The sequence below is a fragment of the Streptomyces sp. NPDC017936 genome (genome assembly GCF_044328485.1).
Classification (GTDB): Bacteria; Actinomycetota; Actinomycetes; order Streptomycetales; family Streptomycetaceae; genus Streptomyces.
Map to the genome: position 1 here is coordinate 236,212 of NZ_JBIRHK010000010.1, position 20,145 is coordinate 256,356.

The window sequence follows — 20,145 nt, forward strand, 5'->3', positions numbered from 1 at the left end:
CGGCGAATTAATCATGCTTAATACACGGTTGACGCGAGCAGCCGTGGCAGAAGTCGCTTTTTGACCGCCGCAGTCGCCGACGTTGTGAGGTTGCCGTGCCCGGACGCGCCCCGACCGCACCCCACGGACGCCCCTCCCGCCTCCCCCACGCCCGGCTGCGCTCCGGCGGGGGCGCCTCCGCGGTCAGAGCCGTCGCGGCGGCCGTCCTCGCGGTGGCCGCCCTGGTCACCGCGGCCAACGCGGTCCCGGCCCACGCGACGCAGCCCGCGCCGGCGTCGTCCTCGGCGCCGGACCGGGCACGGGACGAGTAGGTCAGGACTCCGCCGTGTCCAGGCCGAACCCGAGCGGGGCGGGCAGCGGCACGGTGAGGCCCACGACGCGACCCTCCCGGCGTGGGCGGGGAGCCCGGGGAGGGAATCCGGAGCCGTCCACTCGAACGAGCGTGCTGGTGCGTTTCGCGGCAGGCGTCCCCCTGCGCGCACGTCCCCGGGGACCGGTCGGACCGGTCAGCTCTGGGTCTGCAACTGGCGCAGCTGGCGGTGCACGTGGTCCAGGGCGCCCTCGCGGCGGCCCGGGACGCGGGCGCGCAGGGCGGCCAGGGCGGGGCCGAGGTCGCGGGCGCGGGTGGCGTCCGCTATGCGGCCCCACTGGTGGTGCGCGCGGTCCACGGCCGCCTCGACCGCGGGCGCGTCGGCCGGCTGTCCGGCGGCCAGCCGCGCGTCGGCGACCGCCATCCAGGTACGGCAACTGCGTTCCGCGTCCCCCGCGAACATCGCGAGATCGGCCCGCACCTCGGTCCAGTGCAGCGCCTCCTCCGACCCGGTGCCGTGCGCGTCCGCGGCGGCCCGCTCCCAGCGGGCGGCGAGGGCGTCGGCGTCCGCGTGTTTCCCGGACTGGACGGCGGTGGTGATGGCGGCGTGGGGGTCCGCGCTCGGCGTCGCCGGCGCGGGGGGGACCGGTCCGGCCGGCGGTGCCCCCTGCGGGGCGGCCTGGGGACCGGTCCCGTTCAGGGCCGGGACGGGGGGCCGGGCGCGGAGGTCCCCGGGGAGGGAGGGGACAGGGGCGGCGGGGGCGAACCCGCCGGCCGGGGCGAACCCGCCGACGGGAGCCGGACCGCCCACGGAGGCCGGGCCACCGGCGGCGAACCCGGCGAAGGGACCCGCGCCGGCCCCCGACAGCACGAGGTCCCCCACCTCCCCGTCCCCGGCGATCCGCGCCAGCGCCATCTGGTGCAGCTGCTCCACGGGCGGCCGCCCGCCGCTGCGCAACACGGTCGCGACGGCCTTCATGTACGTCGGCGCGGCCACCTTCCGCCGCCCGGCCGGCGGCGCGATCCGGCCGTGCACGGCGACGCCGGGCCCGCAGTCCAGCGCACGCCCCCGCAGCCACTCCCACGTCTCCGCGTCCGCGTGCAGATCGACCAGCAGCGTGGTCGAGCCGGCCGGCCGCAGTCGCAGCTCCTCCCGGAACCACTGCCAGGGAAAGGCCGTGTACCGGACGGTCGCCGGTGTCGTGCGGGCCAGCGCGAGGTGGGGCAGCCGCTGGCGGCGGTCCAGCTGGAGCTGGCCGGCGACGAACACCGTCAGCGGCCCGGTCGCGGCCGCGGCGGCCCGCAGCCGGGTGAGGACGGCCTGCGGCTCCAGCGGATCGGCCAGCTCGACGACGTTCGCGGTGTCGGTACCGGACAGCACGGCGGGCGGCACCGCCGCCAGCACGGGAAGCACGGAGGCCGCGTCCACCAGGCACCCCTTGCCCGCGGGTGAGGCCGCGAGCAGCAGCACGGTTCCGGGCATCGTCCCTCCCCCTGTCGATCAGTACGTCAGCACCGTAACCGCTGCTGCTGCAAAGGTGTGCCTCAGGACCGCAAACGTCCCCGTACGGGGTCTTCGCCGGCCGCCCGCCGCACCGCGAAGACCGTCGTGTCGTCGGCGAGCCGGCCGCCGCAGTGCAGCAGCGTGCGGTCGCGGACGTGGGCGACGAGACGGGCGGGCTCGGCGGTGCCCGGCTCGCGGGCGAGGGCCTCGGTGAGGTCCTCGACGAGCGGGTAGAAGGCGCCGGAGCGGTCGCGCGCCTCGGTGACCCCGTCGGTGACCAGCAGCAGCGTCTCCTCGGGACCGAGGGCGGCGCGCCGGACGGGCGGGGCGCCGCCGGGGATGAGGTCGCCGAGGCCGAGGGGGAGGCCGCCGCCGTGCGGCAGGACCCGTACGCCCGCCGGGCCGACCGCGAGCGGCGGCTCGTGGCCGAAGCCGACGACGTCGACCGCGCCCCGGTCCCCTCGCGGGAAGCCGATCAGGACGGCCGTGGCGAAGCGGTCGCCGTCGTCGCGGCCGAGCTCGGTGCGGTGCCGGCGGTGGAGCAGCATCCGGGTCTCCAGCCGGCCGGCGACGGTCGCCAGCTCCGGCTCGTGGTAGGCGGCCTCGCGGAACGTGCCCAGCAGCGCGGCCGCCGCCTCCACCGCGCCCAGCCCCTTGCCCTGCACGTCGCCGAGGAGGACGCGGGTGCCGTGCGGGCCGGGCTGGATGTCGTAGAAGTCGCCGCCCATGCGGGCGTCGGCGTCGGCGGCGAGGTACACCGCCGCGTGCTCCAGGCCGCCCCAGCCGGGCGGCAGCGGGCGCAGCACGGTGCGCCGCGTGGTCTCGGCGATGCGCCGCATGCGCCGCATCCGCCGCTCGCCGCGCACCCGGACGGAGCACGCGAGGACGGAGAGGAGCGCGCCGACCAGGACGAGGACGAAGTCCGCGGTGCCGCCCCGGTACTCGCTCGGCCAGGTGGCGTCGACCAGGACGTACGTGACCATCGCCAGCACCGCGAAGAGGGCCGTCGTCCACACCCCGCACAGCGCGGCGGCGATGGCGACGACGAACACGCACCAGGAGACGATCCGCAGCTCGCCGGCGGTGTTCATGTCGACGAGCGCGATGACCACGAGCATCAGCAGCGGCACCAGCCAGGTCACGCTGTGCCCGCGGATCCGCAGCAGCTCGTGCCGTGGCACGTCCCCGCGACGGGCGCGCGGGGATCCGTCGGGCAGCCGTCGGCCCCGCCTCATGAGGCCAGCGAAGCACGGGCGGGTCCCGGGCGCACCCGGACGCGGTCCGACTTGCCACCGCGCCCTCCCCAGGTGTGCCCTGGAAGCCGGGGGCGAGGAGAGAGAGGAGTGCTCCCATGGCTCACGCGGCACCCGCACCGGGCATGCGGCCCCGTTCCACCCCTTCCACCACCCGTGCGCTTCCTCCGGCGGCGACGCCCGACGTCTTCGGCGAACGCACCCACCGGATCGCGAAGTGGGCGGTGCCCGCCGTCCTGGGGCTCGTCTACGGCTACTGGGCGGCCGCCAACCAGCGCCACGGCGGACCCGTCACCGGCTGGAACCTCCTGTTCGGCTTCGTCACCGCGCTCGTGTTCTTCGCGCTGTACGTCGCCGTGCGCGCGCTGGCCTCGGGGATGATGCGGGAGCTGCACGCGCTGTTGTGGGCGGTGTTCGCCGGCTGCGCCCTGGGCTTCCTGGTCAACCAGACCGGGGCGAGCGTGGTGTGGTCCGCCGGCATGGGCGTGGTCACCGCGTTCGGTTTCTTCGCGGTGCTGTTCTACCGCTACTACACGCACGAGGACGCGGCAGGACACCGCATCGGCTGACCGCGTGCCCGGAAGGCGCGCGGGGCGCGCAGGGCGTGCGTGGGCCCCGGCGGTTCCCGCCGGGGCCCACTTCCCTCATCCCTCCACTCACCGCGCGGGCGGAACCGCTTCCACCCGCCCGACGAGGCTTCCGGAAGCGACGCGGCCTCGCACCCCGGGGCCGTGCGGTGCGTTCGGCCGCTTCGTCCTCAGATCCATGAGACACCCGTTCGGGTGAACCCTCCACCGGAGGACACGGTGACCGCCCCGACCAGGGCGGACACCGGCCGCGGGGTCCCGGTCCCCGACAGGGCGTCCTGACCGGAGGTTCCGCCTCCGGTGTCCGGTCGCCTCACCCGGCGCTCCCCTCCCGTGCGATCGCCGCCAGGACGCCGAGCGCCCGGTCCAGCTCCTCCTCCCCCGCCGACGCCAGCCCCAGCCGCACCGCGTCCGGGGTGCGGTGCGGGTCGACGGCGAAGGCGGTGCCCGGGGTGACGGCGATGCCGTGCGCGGCGGCCGCGGCGGCGAAGGTGTCCGCGCGCCAGGGCGCGGGCAGCTCCCACCAGGCGAAATAGGCGCGCGGGCCGGTCCGTACGGCGAACCCGTCGAGGTGGGCCGCGAGCAGCCGCTGCCGGCGTTCCGCGTCCGCCCGCTTGGCGGCCACCAGCCGGGCCACGGTCCCGTCCCCGGTCCACCGCACGGCCGCCTCCAGCGCGAACCGCCCCGCGCTCCACCCGCCGGACCGCACGACCGCGGCCACCGCCTCGACCCGGTGCGGCGGTACGACGAGGAAGCCGGCCGTCAGCCCCGGCGCGACCCGCTTGGACAGGCCGTCGACGACGTGCGCCCGCTCGGGGGCGTGGGCGGCGAGCGGGGTGGCGTCCGGCCGCAGGAAGGACCAGATGCGGTCCTCGACCACGGGCAGGGCCGACTCCCGCACCACCCGGCCCAGTTCGGCGAGGCGCCGGTCGCTCGTGGTCAGCGAGGTCGGGTTGTGCAGGGCCGGCTGGAGGTAGAGCGCGGAGAGGGGAGCGGCGCGGTGCGCGTCGGCCAGGGCATCCGGCCGCAGCCCCTCGCCGTCACCGGCGAGCGGCACCAGCACGATGCCCAGCCGGGCGGCGATCTCCTTGACCAGCGGATACGTCAGCTCCTCCACCCCGAGACGGCCGCCCGGCCGGACCAGGGAGGCGAGCGCGGCGGCGATGGCCTGGCGGGCGTTGCCCGTGAAGAGGAACTGTCCGGGGTCCGGGCGCCAGCCGGGGACGGCCAGCAGGCCGGCCGCGGCCGCGCGGGCGGCGGCGGTGCCGCCCGCGGCGGCCGGCCGCATGACCTCGCCCAGCACGTCCGGCCTCAGCAGCGGCGCCAGCGCGGGCGCGAGCAGCTCGGACTGTCCCGGCGCGGAAGGGTAGTTGAGCTCCAGGTTGACCGGGGCGGCCGTCGCCGTCTCGACGAGCGCCCGCCCGTGTCCGACGTCCGGCGCGGCCCGCACGAAGGTCCCCCGCCCCACCTCGCCGACCACCAGCCCGCGCCGCACGAGTTCGCCGTACACCCGCCCCGCCGTCGAGGCGGCGATCCGGTGGCGGCGGGCGAACCGACGCTGCGGGGGCAGCTGCTGGCCGGGACGGAGCCGTCCGGCGGCGATGTCCTCGGCGATGCGGTCGGCGATGCGCCGGTAGTCGCCCATCGGGGCCCCCTTCACGGAACGACGAGACGGAACGGCGGGACGGAACGGCGGGGATTGCACCGAGGGCAAAGATCTTATTGCACCGGGGAGTTGGCCCCGCCTAGGGTCGACACATGGCACCCTTCCTCGCATACGAGGACAAAGGCGCGGATTCCCCTCTGCTTCCCTTGGTCCTCGTCCACGGCCACCCCTTCGACCGCACCATGTGGGCCCCGCAGATCGAGGCGTTCGCCCCGGCCCGCCGGGTGATCGCCCCCGACCTGCGCGGCTACGGCGCCTCCCCCGTCCGCCCGGGCGTCACCCCCCTCTCGCGCTTCGCGGAGGACATCGGGGAACTGCTCGACGCCCTCGGGGTGGACGCCTTCGTCCTGGCCGGACTGTCCATGGGCGGCCAGATCGCCATGGAGTGCTACGACCGGTTCGGCGACCGCGTCCGCGGCCTGGTCCTCGCCGACACCTTCCCCACGCCGGAGACGGCCGCCGGCAAGGCGGTCCGGCGCGAGACGGCCGACCGGCTGCTCGCGGAGGGCATGCGCGGCTACGCCGACGAGGTGCTGGAGAAGATGGTCGCCCCCTACGCCGATCCCCGGGTCAAGGCGCACGTGCACCGCATGATGACGGCCACCTCCCCCGAGGGCGCCGCGGCGGCCCTCCTCGGCCGCGCCGAGCGCCCCGACTACCGGGGCCTGCTGACCCGGGTCGCCGTCCCCGCCCTGGTCGTGGTCGGCGCGGACGACGAGTTCACCCCGGTCGCCGACGCCGAGGCGATGCACGCGGCGCTGCCGGACTCCGGCCTGTGCGTGATCGACGGCGCCGCCCACCTGCCGAACCTGGAGCGCCCCGAGGAGTTCAACGCGGCCCTGGGGAAGTTCCTGGAGCGGGTCGACGGCGCCGCGTGAAGCCGTCACGGACGGAACCGCCGCCACCGGCGGGTAAAGCCTTCGCGGGCGGGACGCCGCCGCGGATACCGTCACCGTCCATGAGCGACACGACGACCCTGTGGCGCCCCACCGGCCCCGAGGAGCTGGCCCTGGTGGAGGCCTCCGGGTGGACGGCCTGGCCGCCGCGCCTGCCCGAGCAGCCGATCTTCTACCCGGTCCTCGACGAGGACTACGCGGTCCGGATCGCCCGGGACTGGAACGTGCCCGCGTCCGGCGTCGGCTACGTCACCCGGTTCGAGGTCGACAGCGCGTTCCTGGAGCGGTATCCGGTGCGCCGGGTCGGGGGAGAGACCATCCTGGAGCTCTGGGTGCCGGCGGAGGAGCTGGATGAGTTCAACGCGCACATCACCGGGCGCATCGAGGTCGTCCGGGAGTTCCGCTGACGTGCCCGCGGGACGGCGCCGGGGACGGCTGCTCGGGGGCTGGTGCGCGGGGCTGCTGTTCGCCGGGGTGAGCGTGGTCATGGGGTGCCGGACCGCCGACACCGACGCCTTCACCCCCGTACCGCAGCTCCTCGCCTTCCTGCCGTGGCTGCTCGTGCCGGCCGGCCTCGGGCTGCTGCTGTCCCTGCTCTCGCGCTGGTGGACCGGGCTGGTGTGGGGCGTCACCCTGCTCGCCCTGCTCGCCTGGTTCATCGAGCCGTACGGGAAGGACAACGAGCCCGTGGGGGCGCCGGTCGCCCGGTTGCGGGTGCTCGCCTCGAACGTCGAGTTCGGGCGGGCGACGGACGAGCTGATCGCCGCCGTACGGCGGGAGAAGCCGGACCTGGTGTTCGTGGCGGAGTGCGAGCACGGCTGCCAGGCGGCGGTCGCCCGGGAGCTCGGCGGCGGCTATCCGCACCGCCGGGCCGTGCCGGGGGGCACCTCCGTCGGCTCGGTCGTCCTCAGCCGTTTCCCGCTGACGCCCACCGCCGGCGTGCCCGGCCGCATGGGCATGCCCGGTGCCGTCGCCGACGTCGGCGGACACCCCGTACGGCTCCAGCTCGCGCACCCCGAACCGCCGCTGCCCCGCCAGGTCGCCGTGTGGAAACGGGAACTGGGCCGGCTGCGGGACTTCGCCGGCCGGCACCGCGACGACGGGCCGCTGATCCTCGCCGGCGACTTCAACGCCTCCCAGGACCACGCGGCCTTCCGCCGCATCCTCGACACCGGGCTGTACGACGCCGCCCGCCTCGCCGGATCACCCCGCGAGCCGAGCTGGCCCACCCGCACGACCCCCGCCTTCGGCGTCCAGATCGACCACGTCCTCGTCTCCGAGGAGTTCTCCGCGAGCCGCGCCCGCTTCCTCGACCTCCCCGGCACCGACCACCGCTCCCTGCTCGTCGACGTCACCCTGCACCGGTCGTAGCCGCGCCCCCCGTGCCGCCGGGACGGCACGGGGGGCGCGGCGGTCGCGTCAGGCGACGAACCACACGTCAGACGCCGATGTCCTCGCCGTCCCGCCGCCACACGGCCACGACCGCCGGACGGACGATCCTGCCGGGACCGTCGGGCCAGGTGCTCGCCGGCTTCTCCACCGACGCCCCGTCGACCTCCCCCGGGTGCTGCACAGCGACCAGCACCCGCCGCTCCTGGACGAGCGGACCGCAGGTCTCGGCGCCGGTCGGCACGGTCAGGAACTGCTTCAGCTCACCGCGGCGCTCCCCGCGCGTGGCCACGCCGAACAGTCCGTCGTGCGAGCCGAGCTGGGAGCCGTCCGTGGAGATCCACAGGTTGCCGTGGGGGTCGAAGGCCACGTTGTCCGGGCAGGAGATCGGGCTGACGGAGTCCTTCGGGAAGCCCGCGAAGTAGGTGGCCGGGTCGTCCGGGTCACCCGCGACGAGGAACAGCGACCAGGCGAACTTCGTGCTCTCGGGCCGGTTCCACCGCTCGGTCAGCTCCAGCACGTGCCCGTGCTTGTTGGCGTTGCGCGGGTTGGCCTCGTCCGCCTTGGCGTTGGAGCCGACACCGCGGTTGGTGTTGTTGGTGAGGGCGACGTACACCTTGCCGGTGACCGGGTTCGGCTCGATGTCCTCGGGCCGGTCCATCTTCGTCGCGCCGACCTTGTCGCCGGCGAGCCGCGTGAAGACGAAGACCTCCTCGGCGGTCATGCCCTCGACGTGCGAGACGGCGCCCTTGGCGGTGGCGGTCGCCAGCGGGATCCACTCGCCGCCGCCGTCGAACTCGCCGTCGGACGGCAGCTTGCCGGTGCCGTCGATCTCGAGGGCCGGGGAGTCGCCGGTGAGCCTGGCGACGTAGAGGGTGCCCTCGTCGAGCAGCGACAGGTTGTGCTCGCGCACGGCCCGGGAGGTGCCGTGCTTCATCCGCTTGCTGCTGACGAACTTGTAGAAGTAGTCGAAGCGCTCGTCGTCGCCGGAGTAGACGACGGGACGGCCGTCGTGCGTGAGCCGGACGGTCGCCGCCTCGTGCTTGAAGCGCCCGAGCGCGGTGTGCTTGCGGGGCGTCGAGGCCGGGTCGTACGGGTCGAACTCGACGACGTACCCGAACCGGTGCACCTCGTTCGGCTCCTGCGCCACGTCGAAGCGCTTGTCGAACCGCTCCCACTTGCGCTCGGTGGCGCCGGTCCCGATGCCGTACCGCTTGTCCGTGGCCCGGCCGCTGTTGGCGAAGTACTGGTTGAAGTTCTCCTCGCCGTGCAGCGTGGTGCCCCACGGGGTGGTGCCGCCGGAGCAGTTGTTGAGCGTGCCGAGGACCTTGGTGCCGGTCGGGTCGGCGGAGGTCCTCAGCAGCGCGGAGCCGGCCGCCGGGCCGGTGATCCGGAACTCGGTGGTGGCGGTGACCCGCCGGTTCAGCGGGTGCCGCGGCACGGCGACGAGCCGGCCCGTCCTGCGGTCCCCCTCCACGACGACCGCGGACAGCCCGTGCGCGGCCCAGGCGATCTCCACCTGCTGCCGGGTCGGGGCGGCGGGGTCGTACCCCCGGAACATGAGGATCTCGTCGGTGTACTCGTGGTTGGCGACGAGCAGCTGCCGGTTCTTCTCCCCCGGGAGGGGCAGCAGCGCGAGGAAGTCGTTGTTGTAACCGAACTGGCCCGCCTGGGCGGCCGGCGTCTGGTTCTCCGGGTCGAAGGCCGGGGCGCCCCGCAGGATGGGCTCGCCCCAGCGGATCACGACGTTCTGCGCGTACCCGTCCGGGACGACGACGGCGTCGGCCGTGTTCGGCGCGACGCTGCTGTACCGCAGCCCTCGCGCCGCCTTGCCCGGTTTCGAAGGATTCGACGATCTTCCGGAGGCGGACGCCGCGGACGAGCCGCCCGCCTGCGTGCTCGCGGCCGCCGGGAGCGCCCCCGCGACGCCCGCCGCGCCGGCGGCGCCCGCGACGGTGACGACGGCGGCGGCGCGCATCATCGAACGGCGGCTCAGGGCCCCGGCGATGACGTCGCCGACGTACTCGTTGTCGCTGGTGTTGGGCACCTCGTGGAAGCAGGCGTCACCACACCGGAAACGGCAGGTCATGGCGGAACGCCCGCCCGGATGGGACTGGGACGGCGTTCCGATCAGCGGCAGCAGCTTGCGCACCTTTACTCTCCCCTTGCGTGCCCGTGGGTGTGATCGTGACGGTAGGGGGACGTACGTGCGGGAGTGCTGACGCCGGGTGAATGCCGGGTGAATCCCCGGAAGCCGCCGGGGTGTCGGAAGGGCGGCCGGCGGAGCTCCGAGGCGGTGTTGACACACCCGCCTTCTCCCCACTCACCCCTACCCAAGATCACTACCCGGGGCCGCTAACCTTACGTGTCCGTCCTGGCCAGGGATTGACGGGCATCACCTCACGCGAAGGGTTGCGCACATGGGCATTCTCTCTCTCCTGCGGAACGCGTTCGGCCGCTCCCGCAAGACGAGCACGGCCGAGTCGGAGAATGCGGAACGGGTCCCTTCGCAGGGCACGACGCCCCCGCAGGACACGACCCTCTCCCCGGACACGACGCCTTCCCCGGACACGACGCCTTCGCCCACCACGGAACCCGAGCACCCGCCGACCCCGGCGGCCCAGGTGCCCGAGCCCCGCACGGAGTCGAACGAGGAACACGAACTCGTCGCCGCGGCCTTCGACAACGTGACGGTCCCGAAGCCGGCCCGCTCCACCGAGGACACGCCCGCAACCCCCGAACCGGCCACCGAGAAGCCCGAAGCCGCGGCCGAGCCGACTGCCGAGAAGCCCGAGGCTGCGGCCGAGCCGGCAGGAAGCGAACCGTCCGCCACGGAAACGGCAGAAGAGACCGAGCCGACCACCGAGGCGCGCGAGCCCGAAACGCAGCCCGAGCCCGAGGCGACCCCCGAGAAGCCGACGGCCGAGTCCGAGCCCGAGGTGACGGCCGAGGCCGAGGTTGCGGCTGAAGCCGAGCCCGAGGTGACGGTCGAGGCCGAGCCCGAGGTTGCGGCTGAGCCCGAGGCGGTTACCGAGGAGCCCGAGGCCGAGGTGGCGACTGAGCCCGAGGCCGAGGTGGCGACTGAGCCCAAGGCCGAGGTGGCGACTGAGCCCGAGGCGGATGCCGAGGAGCCCGAGGCCGAGGCCGGAAACAAGGCCGCGACCGAGACGGTTGCCGGGAAGCCCGAGGCCGAGGCCGAGCCCGAGGCGGTTGCCGAGAAGCCCGAGGCCGAGGTGACAGCTGAACCGGTTGCCGACGAGCCCGTGGCCGAGGCGGTGGCTGAGGCCGAGCCCGGGCTGGTTGCCGAGGACCCCGAGGCCGAGGCCGAGCCGGTTGCCGACGAGCCCGAGGTCGGGGCCGAGGACGAGGACGAGCCGCAGGCCGAGGCGGCCGCCGAGGCGGATACCGTGGAACCCGCGGCCGCCGACGGCGAGGACACCCCGCAGGGGCCACCCGCACCCGACGACGAGACCCGCACGGGTGGTGCGGGTGGGAACGACCCGGCCGAAGGCGAAGCCGAGGCCGACCAGCCCGAAGCGACCGAGCCCCCCACGGCGGAGCCGCAGCCCGCGCCGGCGGAGTCGGCGGCTGAGCCGGCGGAGTCGGATTCGACGGAGCCGGCGCCGGAGCCGCAGCCCGAGCCGGAGGCCGACCCGGCACCGGCCGCCGAGGCCGACCAGCCCGCAGCGGCCGAGCCCCGGACCCCGCCCCACCTCACCACCGCCTACAAGGCAGCCCACGCCACCCTCACCAAGCTGAACCTCACCGAGGCCGGCGCCGGCGTCTACCTCGTGCTCGACCGCTCCGCGTCCATGCGCCCGTACTACAAGGACGGCTCCGCCCAGGCCCTCGCCGACCAGACCCTCGCCCTCGCCGCCCACCTCGCCCCGGCGGGCGCCGAGCCCAAGGTCCACGTCGTCTTCTTCTCCACGGAGGTCGACGGCACCGCCGACCTCACCCTCGCCGACCCCGAGAACCGGATCGACGAGCTCCACGCCGGCCTCGGCCGCATGGGCCGCACCAGCTACCACGCCGCCGTGGAGGCCGTCGTGGCCCACCACGAGGAGCACGGCGGGGGCCCCGCCCTGGTCGTGTTCCAGACCGACGGCGCCCCGGACGCCAAGACCCCCGCCACCCAGTCCCTCACCGACGCCGCGAAGAACCACCCCACGGTGTTCTTCTCCTTCGTCGCCTTCGGCGAGCACGACAACAAGGCCTTCGACTACCTCCGCAAGCTGAAGACCGGCAACACGTCGTTCTTCCACGCGGGCCCCACCCCCCGCGAGCTCACCGACCAGGAGCTCTACGAGGGCGTCCTGGCCGCCTGGCGCCCGTAGGCACCCGCCGCACGGCACCCGCGCCCGGGGGGTGGACGGACCGGACCGGTCCCGTCCACCCCCCGAAACGCGTGTGAGTCGATCTTCAGGGGGCCAGTAGGATTTCGACCATGGCGGCCACTGGAACCGAGAAGCAGGGGGCGAAGGCGTACTACGTCTCGACCCCCATCTACTACGTCAACGACGCTCCTCACCTGGGCCACGCCTACACGACCGTCGCAGGGGACGTGCTCACCCGCTGGCACCGTCAGCGCGGCGAGAAGGTGTGGTACCTCACCGGCACGGACGAGCACGGTCAGAAGATCATGCGCACGGCCGAAGCCAACGGCGTCACTCCGCAGGAGTGGGCCGACAAGCTCGTCGACGAATCCTGGCGCCCCCTCTGGGAGCACCTGGAGATCGCGAACGACGACTTCATCCGCACCACGCAGAAGCGGCACACCGACCGCGTCCAGGAGTTCGTGCAGGACCTGTACGACAAGGGCGAGATCTACAAGGGCGGCTACGAGGGCCCGTACTGCGTCGGCTGCGAGGAGTACAAGCTCCCCGGCGAGCTGCTCGACGGCGAGGGCGACTTCGCGGGGCAGAAGCTCTGCCCGATCCACAAGAAGCCCGTGGAGATCCTCAGCGAGGAGAACTACTTCTTCAAGCTGAGCCAGTACGGCGACAAGCTCCTCGCCCACTACGAGGCGAACCCCGGCTTCATCCAGCCCGAGTCCGCGCGCAACGAGGTCGTGAACTTCGTCCGCCAAGGCCTGCAGGACCTCTCCATCTCCCGCTCGACCTTCGACTGGGGCATCCCGATCCCCTGGGACACCAAGCACGTCATCTACGTGTGGGTCGACGCGCTGCTGAACTACGCCACGGCGGTCGGCTACAACGAGAACCAGGAGAAGTTCGAGGCCACCTTCCCGGCCGACGTCCACCTGGTCGGCAAGGACATCCTCCGCTTCCACGCGGTGATCTGGCCCGCGATGCTGATGGCGCAGGGCCTCCCGCTGCCCGGCAAGGTCGCCGCGAACGGCTGGCTGATGGTCGGCGGCGAGAAGATGTCGAAGTCGAACCTGACCGGCATCAAGCCGCAGGACCTCACCTCGCACTTCGGCGTGGACGCCTACCGCTGGTACTTCCTGCGCGCGATCGCCTTCGGCCAGGACGGCTCCTTCTCCTGGGAGGACTTCTCCGCCCGGTACACGAGCGAGCTGGCGAACGACTACGGCAACCTCGCCTCCCGCGTCGCGGCCATGGTCGGCAAGTACTTCGACGGCGTCCTGCCCGAGGCCGCCGCCGAGGGCGAGGCCGAGCAGGCGCTGCGCGACGGCCTGGCCGCGGCGGCCGCCGCGGCCGACCGGAAGATCGGCGAGGAGCTGGACTTCCAGGGCGGCATCCTGGCCGTCTTCGACTTCGTCAAGCAGGTCAACGGCTACATCACGGAGCAGGAGCCGTGGAAGGTGGCCAAGGACGACTCGCCGGAGGGCAGGGCCCGCCTGGCCACGATCCTCTACACGGCCGCCGAGTCGCTGCGCGCGGTCGCCGTGCTCCTCAACCCGGTCATGCCGGACACCTCCCAGAAGCTCTGGGACTCCCTGGGCGCCGAGGCGACCCTGGGCGCCCTCGCCGACCAGCGCGTGCAGGAGGCCGCCGAATGGGGCCGCCTCCCCGCCGGCTCCACGGTCACCAAGGGCGCGGTCCTCTTCCCCCGCCTGGAGGAGAAGCCCACCGCGTGACCCACGGGCCCCACGACGACGCGCCCCGCTCCCGGTTCTCACCGGGAGCGGGGCGCGAACGTTTCCTCCGCCCTCGCGGGAGGGAACACCTTCCGTCCGCCGGACGCACCGCGGCGAGAACCGCCGCGGAGGGCGGGGCGGAGGCCGGTGTGGGTACGCGAGGGCCGGGGGCTCGTGGTCACCCGGCCCTCGCGCGTCCGGGGTGTTACTTCAGGACGCCCGCGCCGGCCGAGGCCGCCAGCGTCGTCGGCAGGTTCTTCGCCGAGGACTCCAGGCCCGCCGTCAGGGTCGGGGTCCAGTTGACCGTCGTCTTCAGGTCCTTGGAGGAGGCGGCGTTGTAGGCGGCGACCAGGTCGGTCACCGTGCCGTTGACGAGGTTGCCGGAGCCCTTGACCGAGCCGGTGCCGTCGCCGCTGAGCAGCTTGGCGACCTTCACGCTCGACGGCACCTTCCAGTAGTTGTTCTCCGCGACGACCTGGGCCTTGGCGCGGGAGTTGATGCTGTACTGCACCGCGTAGCCGTTGAGGGGCGTGACGTCGTACAGGTTGTTGTAGATGTGCACCTGGCCGACCCGGGCCAGCGGGGCCCGCTGGACGATGCCCTTCCACACGTTGTGGTGGAGGGAGACGCGCAGCTTGCCCGCGGGCTCGCTGTCGCTGCTGCCGATCAGCATGGTCTTGTCGTGGTTGGTGAACTGGTTGTTCGAGACGGTCACCAGGTCGGAGCTCTTGGTGATGTCGAGGGCGCCGTCGTGGATCTGGTACTCGCGGCCGAAGTACGTGGGGTTGGCGCTGTCCAGGTGGGGCGCGTCGGTGAAGGTGTTGTGGTCCGCCCAGACGTGGGTCGCGCCGCGCAGGGTGACGGAGTCGTAGTTGGAGTTCCAGTTGCCGTCGTCGCCGTCGGTGGGGTCCCACTGCGGGAAGCAGTCCTCGGTGGCGGAGAAGGCGAGGTTGCGGACGATGACGTTGTCGACGTTCTGGATCTGGACCATGCCGCCCGTGATCCCGGCGTCGGTGCCGGGCACGCCCACCAGGGTGGTGTTGGCGGGGACCTTGAGGACGACGTTCTTCGCCTGCTTGGCCTGCGCGGCGGCGCGCGCCGTCTCCTGGGTGCCGGAGGGCAGCTTGGAGGTGCCGTAGGTGGCGGGGTCGTAGGCCTTCAGGTACGCCGACAGCGAGTAGCCGGTGCCGGACGCGTAGTCGGCGCAGGTCAGCTTCTTGCCGGAGTCGTCGGTGTTGGCGTCGATCGTGCCCTTGACCTTGATGATCCGGGGCGTGGTGTCGGACGCGGACCCGAGCGCCTTCACCAGCTCGGCGCGGGTCGAGACGGTGAAGGTGTGGGCGGCGTCGGCCTTCGCGCCCCCGGTCGTCCCCGTGCCGGAGGACGCCCAGCCGTCCTTCGCGGCGAGCGTCTGGTGGTACAGGTCGACGGTGTCGGCGTTCGCGTTCAGCACGAACACGCCGGCACCGACCCCGGCCGCCACGACGGCGGCGGAGACGACGAGGGTGCGCCGCTTGCGGAGGGACCGGCGGTGGGAGGGAGCTGCCACGGAGGAGTCCTAACAGGTCTGTCGAACAAGCCTTACGCCTCATCAGTGGCCGCCCGGCCGGGAAGGGTTGCCGTGCCGGGAAGATTTTTTTCAGTGGTCCGCCGCGACGCGGTCACGGCCCCGTGGGCCGTGGGTCCCTCCGGCCGCGGTGCCCGTGGCGGGACCGGCGGGCGGACGCGGCCCCCGGTCGCCGGTCCGCACGGCCTCCCCGTGATCACCGGCGTCCGCACGAACGTCCCGGGCCGTCGCCACGACCCGGGCCGTCGTCGCTCCGACGGGTTCAAGGGCCGTTCGGGCCGTTCGGAGGTGGGCCAGACCCTCGGTCGCCGCACGGGTCGCCTCCGCGTAGTCCGCCGGCGTGCGGGCCGTGGACAACCGGGTGCGGGCCCGGCGGTGGCATTCCGCCGCGCTCGTCAGCGCGCGGCCCGCCTCCTCGCCGGCGGCCGACCAGGCACGGGCGTCCGGCGGGACCAGGCCGGCCGTCAGGCGTACGAGCACGTGGTGGGCCTCCGCCTCCGCGTCCAGGCCGGACGGGGGACGGCTGCGGTGAACCCGGCGCCGGGCCAGGACTCCCGCCCCGGCGCCGACGACCAGCAGTACCGAGAGCCCGATCGCGAATGCCACGGCGCCTCTCCTCCCTCGTCCCGCCGGCCCTCGCCGGCTCCCTCCTCCCCATGAGAAGGCAGACCGCTGTGACCGGCCCCCGGGGTTCCTGTGCGGGGCCGGTGAGGGCACCCGGAAGGGGGCGGGAGGGGGCGGGACAAGGGGGAGATCCCGTCGGACCGCGGGAAGCGTCGGATCGCGGGACCCGTCGGGCCGCGCGGGAGGCGTCAGGTCGCGGACGGGGACGCCGACGGCGCCGGGCCCGGCTGCGGGGCGTCCTGGCCGTCGTGGGTGGCGTCCGGGTCGACGCCCACGGTCAGGGTCGCCTCGACGCCCTTCGTGATGTCCCGCTCGTCGTAGCGGAGCTTGAGCAGGCCGCCCGCCGTGCCGTTCTGGTCGTAGATCGTGTCCTCGGTCAGCAGGGTGCGCTCGGCGGTGTTCGAGGCGTACGGCTCCACCGTCTCCGTGGCCACCACCGACTCCTCGTCGAAGAAGAACTGGCCGGTGTGGCAGGCGTGCCCGCCCTCGTAGCCGCCGGCGGTCCACTCGCCGTCCACGTGGACCTTGGTGTGGATGTGGACGCAGCGGCCCCGGTACCAGCCCGGGAAGATCGTCTTGAAGGTGACGAAGCCGTCGCGGTCCGTCCGCCACGTGCCGCGCAGGTAGCGGGTGTCGTCGGTGGGCTCCTGGTGGCCGCCGGGGTTGCCGGACGGGGGCGCGCCCGTCGGGACGCCGGTCGGGGGCTCGCCGGTGGGGACGGGGCCGCCGCCACCGCCGCTGCCCATGTCCTCGTAGCCGGAGTAGACGCCCACCGCGTCGCAGTGCCAGATGTCGACGGCCGCGTCGCGGACGGGCCGGCAGGTCCCGGCGTCGATCACCTTGAGCCGGAGGGTCAGCGGGATGCCCGCGCGGTCCTCCCGGACGTCCCGGCGGATCTTGTCGGCGTCGATGTAGTAGGGGCCCTCGACGGTCTCCGAGGTGAGGACGTAGCAGTCCTTCGGCGGGGTGCCCGTCCCGCCTCTCGCGCCCGGCGCGCGGTCGTCCGGGGTTCTCTCGCCCGCCGCCGCGTCGACCGCCAGCGCGCCGCCGCCGAGTCCCGCCACGGCGAGCGCGCCCGCGCCCACCGCGACGACCCGACGCCGTGTCAGATCACGTGCCTCAGGGGCCGTTCGGGGTTCCTGGTGCTCAGCTGTCATGCGCATGGAAGCTAGGGAGGAACCCTGTCAGCGGGCTGAGAAAACGGCGCCCTTTCGCACTCCCGCGCGAAAGGGGCCGGAAATCGACGGAGGGGTGGTCGCGGTTCAGTCCGTGCCGTCGTGGGTCGCGTCGGTGTCGACGCCCATCGTGAGGGAGGCCGTCACGCCCTTGGCGATGTGCTTCTTGTCGTACTTCAGCTTGAGCAGGCCGCCCGTCGTGCCGCTCTGGTCGTAGATCGTGTCCTCGGTCAGCTTGGTGCGGGTGGTCGTGCTCGTCGAGTACGGCTCGACCTCCTCGGTGAGGAGCACGGTCTCCTCGTCGAAGAAGAACTGACCGGTGTGGCAGGTGTGCCCGCCCTCGTAGCCGGCGTCGGTCCACTCGCCGTCCACGTGGACCTTGGTGTGGATGTGGACGCAGCGGCCCTGGTACCAGCCAGGGAAGATCGTCTTGAAGGTGACGAAGCCCTTCTTGTCCGTCTTCCAGGTGCCGCGCAGGTAGCGGGTGTCGCTGGTCGGCTCCTCGTGGCCGCCCCCGCCCCCGCCGGACGGCGGCGCGCCGGTCGGCATGCCGGTCGGCGCGTCCGTGGGCGTGCCGGTCGGCGCGTCCGTGGGCGTGCCGGTCGGCGCGTCGGAGGGGGGCGCGCCCGTGGGAGCCGTGCCGCCGCCCTGGGAGAGGCTCTCGTAGCCCGAGTAGAGGCCGAGCGCGTCGCAGTGCCAGATGTCGACGGCCGCGCCCACCACCGGCTTGCAGGTCTCGGCGTCGATCACCTTGAGCCGGAGGGTCAGCGGGATGCCCTCCTTGTCCTCGGTGATGTCCTGGCGCAGCTTGTCGGCGTCGATGTAGTACGGCCCCTCGGTGGTCTCCGAGGTGAGCTTGTAGCAGGTCTCCGTGGTGCCGGACGCGGACGCGGACGCGGTGTCCGCCGCCTCGTCGGCGGAGGCGTTCAGGGCGAGCGCGCCGGCCGCGCCCACGCCGACCACGGCGGCGCCGCCCGCGACGACGACCCTACGGCGCGTCATGTTCCGCTTGTGGGCGGGCCCGTGGGGTTTCTGTTCTTCGGTGTTTCCCGTCATGCCCCGGACGCTAGGGAAGGAGGCTGTCAGGGTCGTGGGCGCGGACTGTGGCTTCCTGAGAAACCTGAAGTCGCCGGCCGCCGACGACGCGGGAGGGGCGGGGAACCGGTCCGGTTCCCCGCCCCTCTCGCGTCGGCCTACTTCGGCTGCGGCTTGCGCACCGACAGGTGCAGCTCCTTCAGCCGCGCCTCCTCCAGCTCCGTCGGCGCGCCCATCATCAGGTCCTGGGCGTTGCCGTTGAGCGGGAAGGCGATCGTCTCGCGGATGTTCGGCTCGTCCGCGAGGAGCATGACGATGCGGTCGACGCCCGGCGCGATGCCGCCGTGCGGCGGGGCGCCGAAGCGGAACGCGCGCAGCATGCCCGCGAACTTCTCCTCGACCGTCTCGCGGTCGTAGCCCGCGATCTCGAACGCCTTGAGCATGATCTCCGGCTCGTGGTTCCGGATCGCGCCGGAGGACAGCTCGACGCCGTTGCAGACGATGTCGTACTGCCAGCCCAGGATGTCCAGCGGGTCCTGGGTCTGCAGCGCCTCGAGGCCGCCCTGCGGCATGGAGAACGGGTTGTGCGAGAAGTCGATCGCGCCGGTGTCCTCGTCCTTCTCGTACATCGGGAAGTCGACGATCCAGCAGAAGCGGAAGACGCCCTCCTCGAAGTGGCCGGCCCGCTTGGCGGCCTCGACGCGCACCGCGCCCATGATCTTCGAGACCTCGTCGAACTCGCCCGCGCCGAAGAACACGGCGTGCCCGGCGGCCAGCGACAGGCGCTTGGTCAGCTCGGCGACGTTCTCCTCGGTGAGGAACTTGGCGATCGGGCCGGTCAGCGAGCCGTCCTCGGCGACACGGACCCAGGCCAGGCCCTTGGCGCCCAGCGAGATCGCGTACTCGCCGAGCTGGTCGAAGAACTTGCGGGGCTGGTCCTGGACGGCCGGGACCGGCAGCGCGCGCACGTGCTTGCCGGCGAACGCCTTGAACTCCGAGCCCTCGAAGACGTCGGTGATGTCGACGAGCTCCAGCTGGGCGCGCAGGTCCGGCTTGTCCGAGCCGTACTTCAGCATCGCCTCGCGGAACGGGATCCGCGGGAACGGCGAGGTGACGTGGCGGCCGTTGCCGAACTCCTCGAACAGCTCGGTCATCAGCTGCTCGATCGGCCGGAAGACGTCCTCCTGCTCGACGAAGCTCATCTCGACGTCGAGCTGGTAGAACTCGCCCGGCGAGCGGTCCGCGCGCGCGTCCTCGTCGCGGAAGCAGGGCGCGATCTGGAAGTAGCGGTCGAAGCCCGAGATCATCAGCAGCTGCTTGAACTGCTGCGGCGCCTGCGGCAGGGCGTAGAACTTGCCCGGGTTGAGGCGGGACGGCACGACGAAGTCACGGGCGCCCTCGGGGGAGGTCGCGGACAGGATCGGCGTCGCCATCTCGTTGAAGCCCAGTGCCGTCATCTTGTGGCGGATCGCCGAGATGACCGCCGTGCGCAGCATGATGTTGCGGTGCATGCGCTCGCGGCGCAGGTCCAGGAAGCGGTACTCCAGGCGCCGCTCCTCGTTGACCCCGTCCTCGGTGTTGATGGTGAAGGGGAGCGGCTGGGCGGCGCCGAGCAGCTCGACCTCGCCCACCTCGACCTCGACCTCACCGGTGGGCAGGTCCGGGTTGACGTTCTCGGCGCCTCGGGAGACGACCTTGCCGTCGACGCGGACGGTCGACTCCTTGGTCAGCTTGTCGAGGGCCTCGTACGCGGACGTGCCGGGACGGGCGACGAGCTGCGTGATGCCGTAGTGGTCGCGCAGATCGATGAAGAGGATGCCGCCCAGGTCGCGCCGATTGTGCAGCCAGCCACTCAGCCGGACGTCGGTGCCGACGTCAGAGGCGCGGAGCTCGCCGCAGGTGTGGGACCTGTACCGATGCATCGTCGTTCATCCAGTCTTCGCGGATCGGGGGCACGTTTCACGTGAAACAACCCCCAGGGTACCGGGCGGGCCGCCATCGGCTCTCCTGACCGAAGAGGGACCAGGGGGACGGCGTGCGACCGCGCCCCTGCCGACAGGTGGCCCGGGAGGATC

At 73.3% G+C, this 20,145-nt stretch carries 16 protein-coding genes; 7 read left to right on the top strand and 9 right to left on the bottom strand.

The window, feature by feature from the left end:
- Window positions 1–95: 95 nt before the first annotated feature.
- Window positions 96–311, top strand: coding sequence for a hypothetical protein (locus ACH4F6_RS22475; RefSeq protein ID WP_397962058.1), 216 nt, complete (start codon window positions 96–98; stop codon window positions 309–311).
- Between the two features lie 195 nt (window positions 312–506).
- Here ACH4F6_RS22475 and ACH4F6_RS22480 read toward each other — a convergent pair whose 3' ends face one another.
- The gene (locus ACH4F6_RS22480) at window positions 507–1,793 is read right to left on the bottom strand and encodes a hypothetical protein (RefSeq protein ID WP_397962059.1); all 1,287 of its coding nucleotides are present in this window, start codon (window positions 1,791–1,793) and stop codon (window positions 507–509) included.
- Between the two features lie 62 nt (window positions 1,794–1,855).
- Window positions 1,856–3,049, bottom strand: a complete 1,194-nt coding sequence (locus ACH4F6_RS22485) for a PP2C family protein-serine/threonine phosphatase (RefSeq protein WP_397962060.1) — start codon at window positions 3,047–3,049, stop codon at window positions 1,856–1,858.
- Between the two features lie 116 nt (window positions 3,050–3,165).
- On the opposite strand from ACH4F6_RS22485, the gene ACH4F6_RS22490 reads away from it, so the two are divergent.
- Window positions 3,166–3,636 (top strand): hypothetical protein, encoded by a 471-nt coding sequence (locus tag ACH4F6_RS22490; protein WP_397962061.1) that lies wholly within the window; start codon window positions 3,166–3,168, stop codon window positions 3,634–3,636.
- Window positions 3,637–3,967: 331 nt separating this feature from the next.
- Here ACH4F6_RS22490 and ACH4F6_RS22495 read toward each other — a convergent pair whose 3' ends face one another.
- The gene (locus ACH4F6_RS22495) at window positions 3,968–5,299 is read right to left on the bottom strand and encodes a PLP-dependent aminotransferase family protein (protein WP_397962062.1); all 1,332 of its coding nucleotides are present in this window, start codon (window positions 5,297–5,299) and stop codon (window positions 3,968–3,970) included.
- A 113-nt stretch (window positions 5,300–5,412) separates the two neighbouring features.
- On the opposite strand from ACH4F6_RS22495, the gene ACH4F6_RS22500 reads away from it, so the two are divergent.
- The 3 genes from ACH4F6_RS22500 to ACH4F6_RS22510 all read left to right on the top strand — a co-directional run bounded on the left by ACH4F6_RS22500 (window position 5,413) and on the right by ACH4F6_RS22510 (window position 7,587).
- Window positions 5,413–6,198, top strand: coding sequence for an alpha/beta fold hydrolase (locus ACH4F6_RS22500; RefSeq protein WP_397962063.1), 786 nt, complete (start codon window positions 5,413–5,415; stop codon window positions 6,196–6,198).
- An 80-nt stretch (window positions 6,199–6,278) separates the two neighbouring features.
- The gene (locus ACH4F6_RS22505) at window positions 6,279–6,623 is read left to right on the top strand and encodes a hypothetical protein (protein ID WP_397962064.1); all 345 of its coding nucleotides are present in this window, start codon (window positions 6,279–6,281) and stop codon (window positions 6,621–6,623) included.
- The gene (locus tag ACH4F6_RS22510; RefSeq protein WP_397962065.1) at window positions 6,568–7,587 is read left to right on the top strand and encodes an endonuclease/exonuclease/phosphatase family protein; all 1,020 of its coding nucleotides are present in this window, start codon (window positions 6,568–6,570) and stop codon (window positions 7,585–7,587) included. Before ACH4F6_RS22505 ends, ACH4F6_RS22510 begins: the two co-directional genes overlap by 56 nt.
- Window positions 7,588–7,654: 67 nt before the next feature.
- Here ACH4F6_RS22510 and ACH4F6_RS22515 read toward each other — a convergent pair whose 3' ends face one another.
- The gene (locus ACH4F6_RS22515; RefSeq protein ID WP_397962067.1) at window positions 7,655–9,757 is read right to left on the bottom strand and encodes a PhoX family protein; all 2,103 of its coding nucleotides are present in this window, start codon (window positions 9,755–9,757) and stop codon (window positions 7,655–7,657) included.
- A gap of 268 nt (window positions 9,758–10,025) precedes the next feature.
- Between ACH4F6_RS22515 and ACH4F6_RS22520 the strand changes: the two genes are divergently transcribed.
- Together ACH4F6_RS22520 and metG are read left to right on the top strand one after the other, a co-directional pair.
- On the top strand, window positions 10,026–11,942 hold the full coding sequence (locus tag ACH4F6_RS22520; protein WP_397962069.1) for a VWA domain-containing protein: 1,917 nt from the start codon (window positions 10,026–10,028) through the stop codon (window positions 11,940–11,942).
- A 110-nt stretch (window positions 11,943–12,052) separates the two neighbouring features.
- Window positions 12,053–13,669, top strand: coding sequence for a methionine--tRNA ligase (gene metG / locus ACH4F6_RS22525; protein WP_397962071.1), 1,617 nt, complete (start codon window positions 12,053–12,055; stop codon window positions 13,667–13,669).
- A 205-nt stretch (window positions 13,670–13,874) separates the two neighbouring features.
- On the opposite strand, the gene ACH4F6_RS22530 is transcribed toward metG, so the two are convergent.
- The 5 genes from ACH4F6_RS22530 to aspS form a co-directional block, all read right to left on the bottom strand.
- On the bottom strand, window positions 13,875–15,218 hold the full coding sequence (locus ACH4F6_RS22530; RefSeq protein ID WP_397962073.1) for a polysaccharide lyase family 1 protein: 1,344 nt from the start codon (window positions 15,216–15,218) through the stop codon (window positions 13,875–13,877).
- Between the two features lie 90 nt (window positions 15,219–15,308).
- A complete protein-coding gene (locus ACH4F6_RS22535) occupies window positions 15,309–15,842 on the bottom strand; it encodes a hypothetical protein (RefSeq protein WP_397962075.1) in 534 nt (177 codons plus the stop codon).
- Window positions 15,843–16,048: 206 nt separating this feature from the next.
- Window positions 16,049–17,017, bottom strand: a complete 969-nt coding sequence (locus tag ACH4F6_RS22540; RefSeq protein WP_397962077.1) for an intradiol ring-cleavage dioxygenase — start codon at window positions 17,015–17,017, stop codon at window positions 16,049–16,051.
- Window positions 17,018–17,122: 105 nt separating this feature from the next.
- Window positions 17,123–18,091, bottom strand: coding sequence for a dioxygenase (locus ACH4F6_RS22545; protein WP_397962079.1), 969 nt, complete (start codon window positions 18,089–18,091; stop codon window positions 17,123–17,125).
- A 137-nt stretch (window positions 18,092–18,228) separates the two neighbouring features.
- Window positions 18,229–19,992 (bottom strand): aspartate--tRNA ligase, encoded by a 1,764-nt coding sequence (gene aspS / locus ACH4F6_RS22550; RefSeq protein ID WP_397962081.1) that lies wholly within the window; start codon window positions 19,990–19,992, stop codon window positions 18,229–18,231.
- Window positions 19,993–20,145 lie beyond the last annotated feature (153 nt).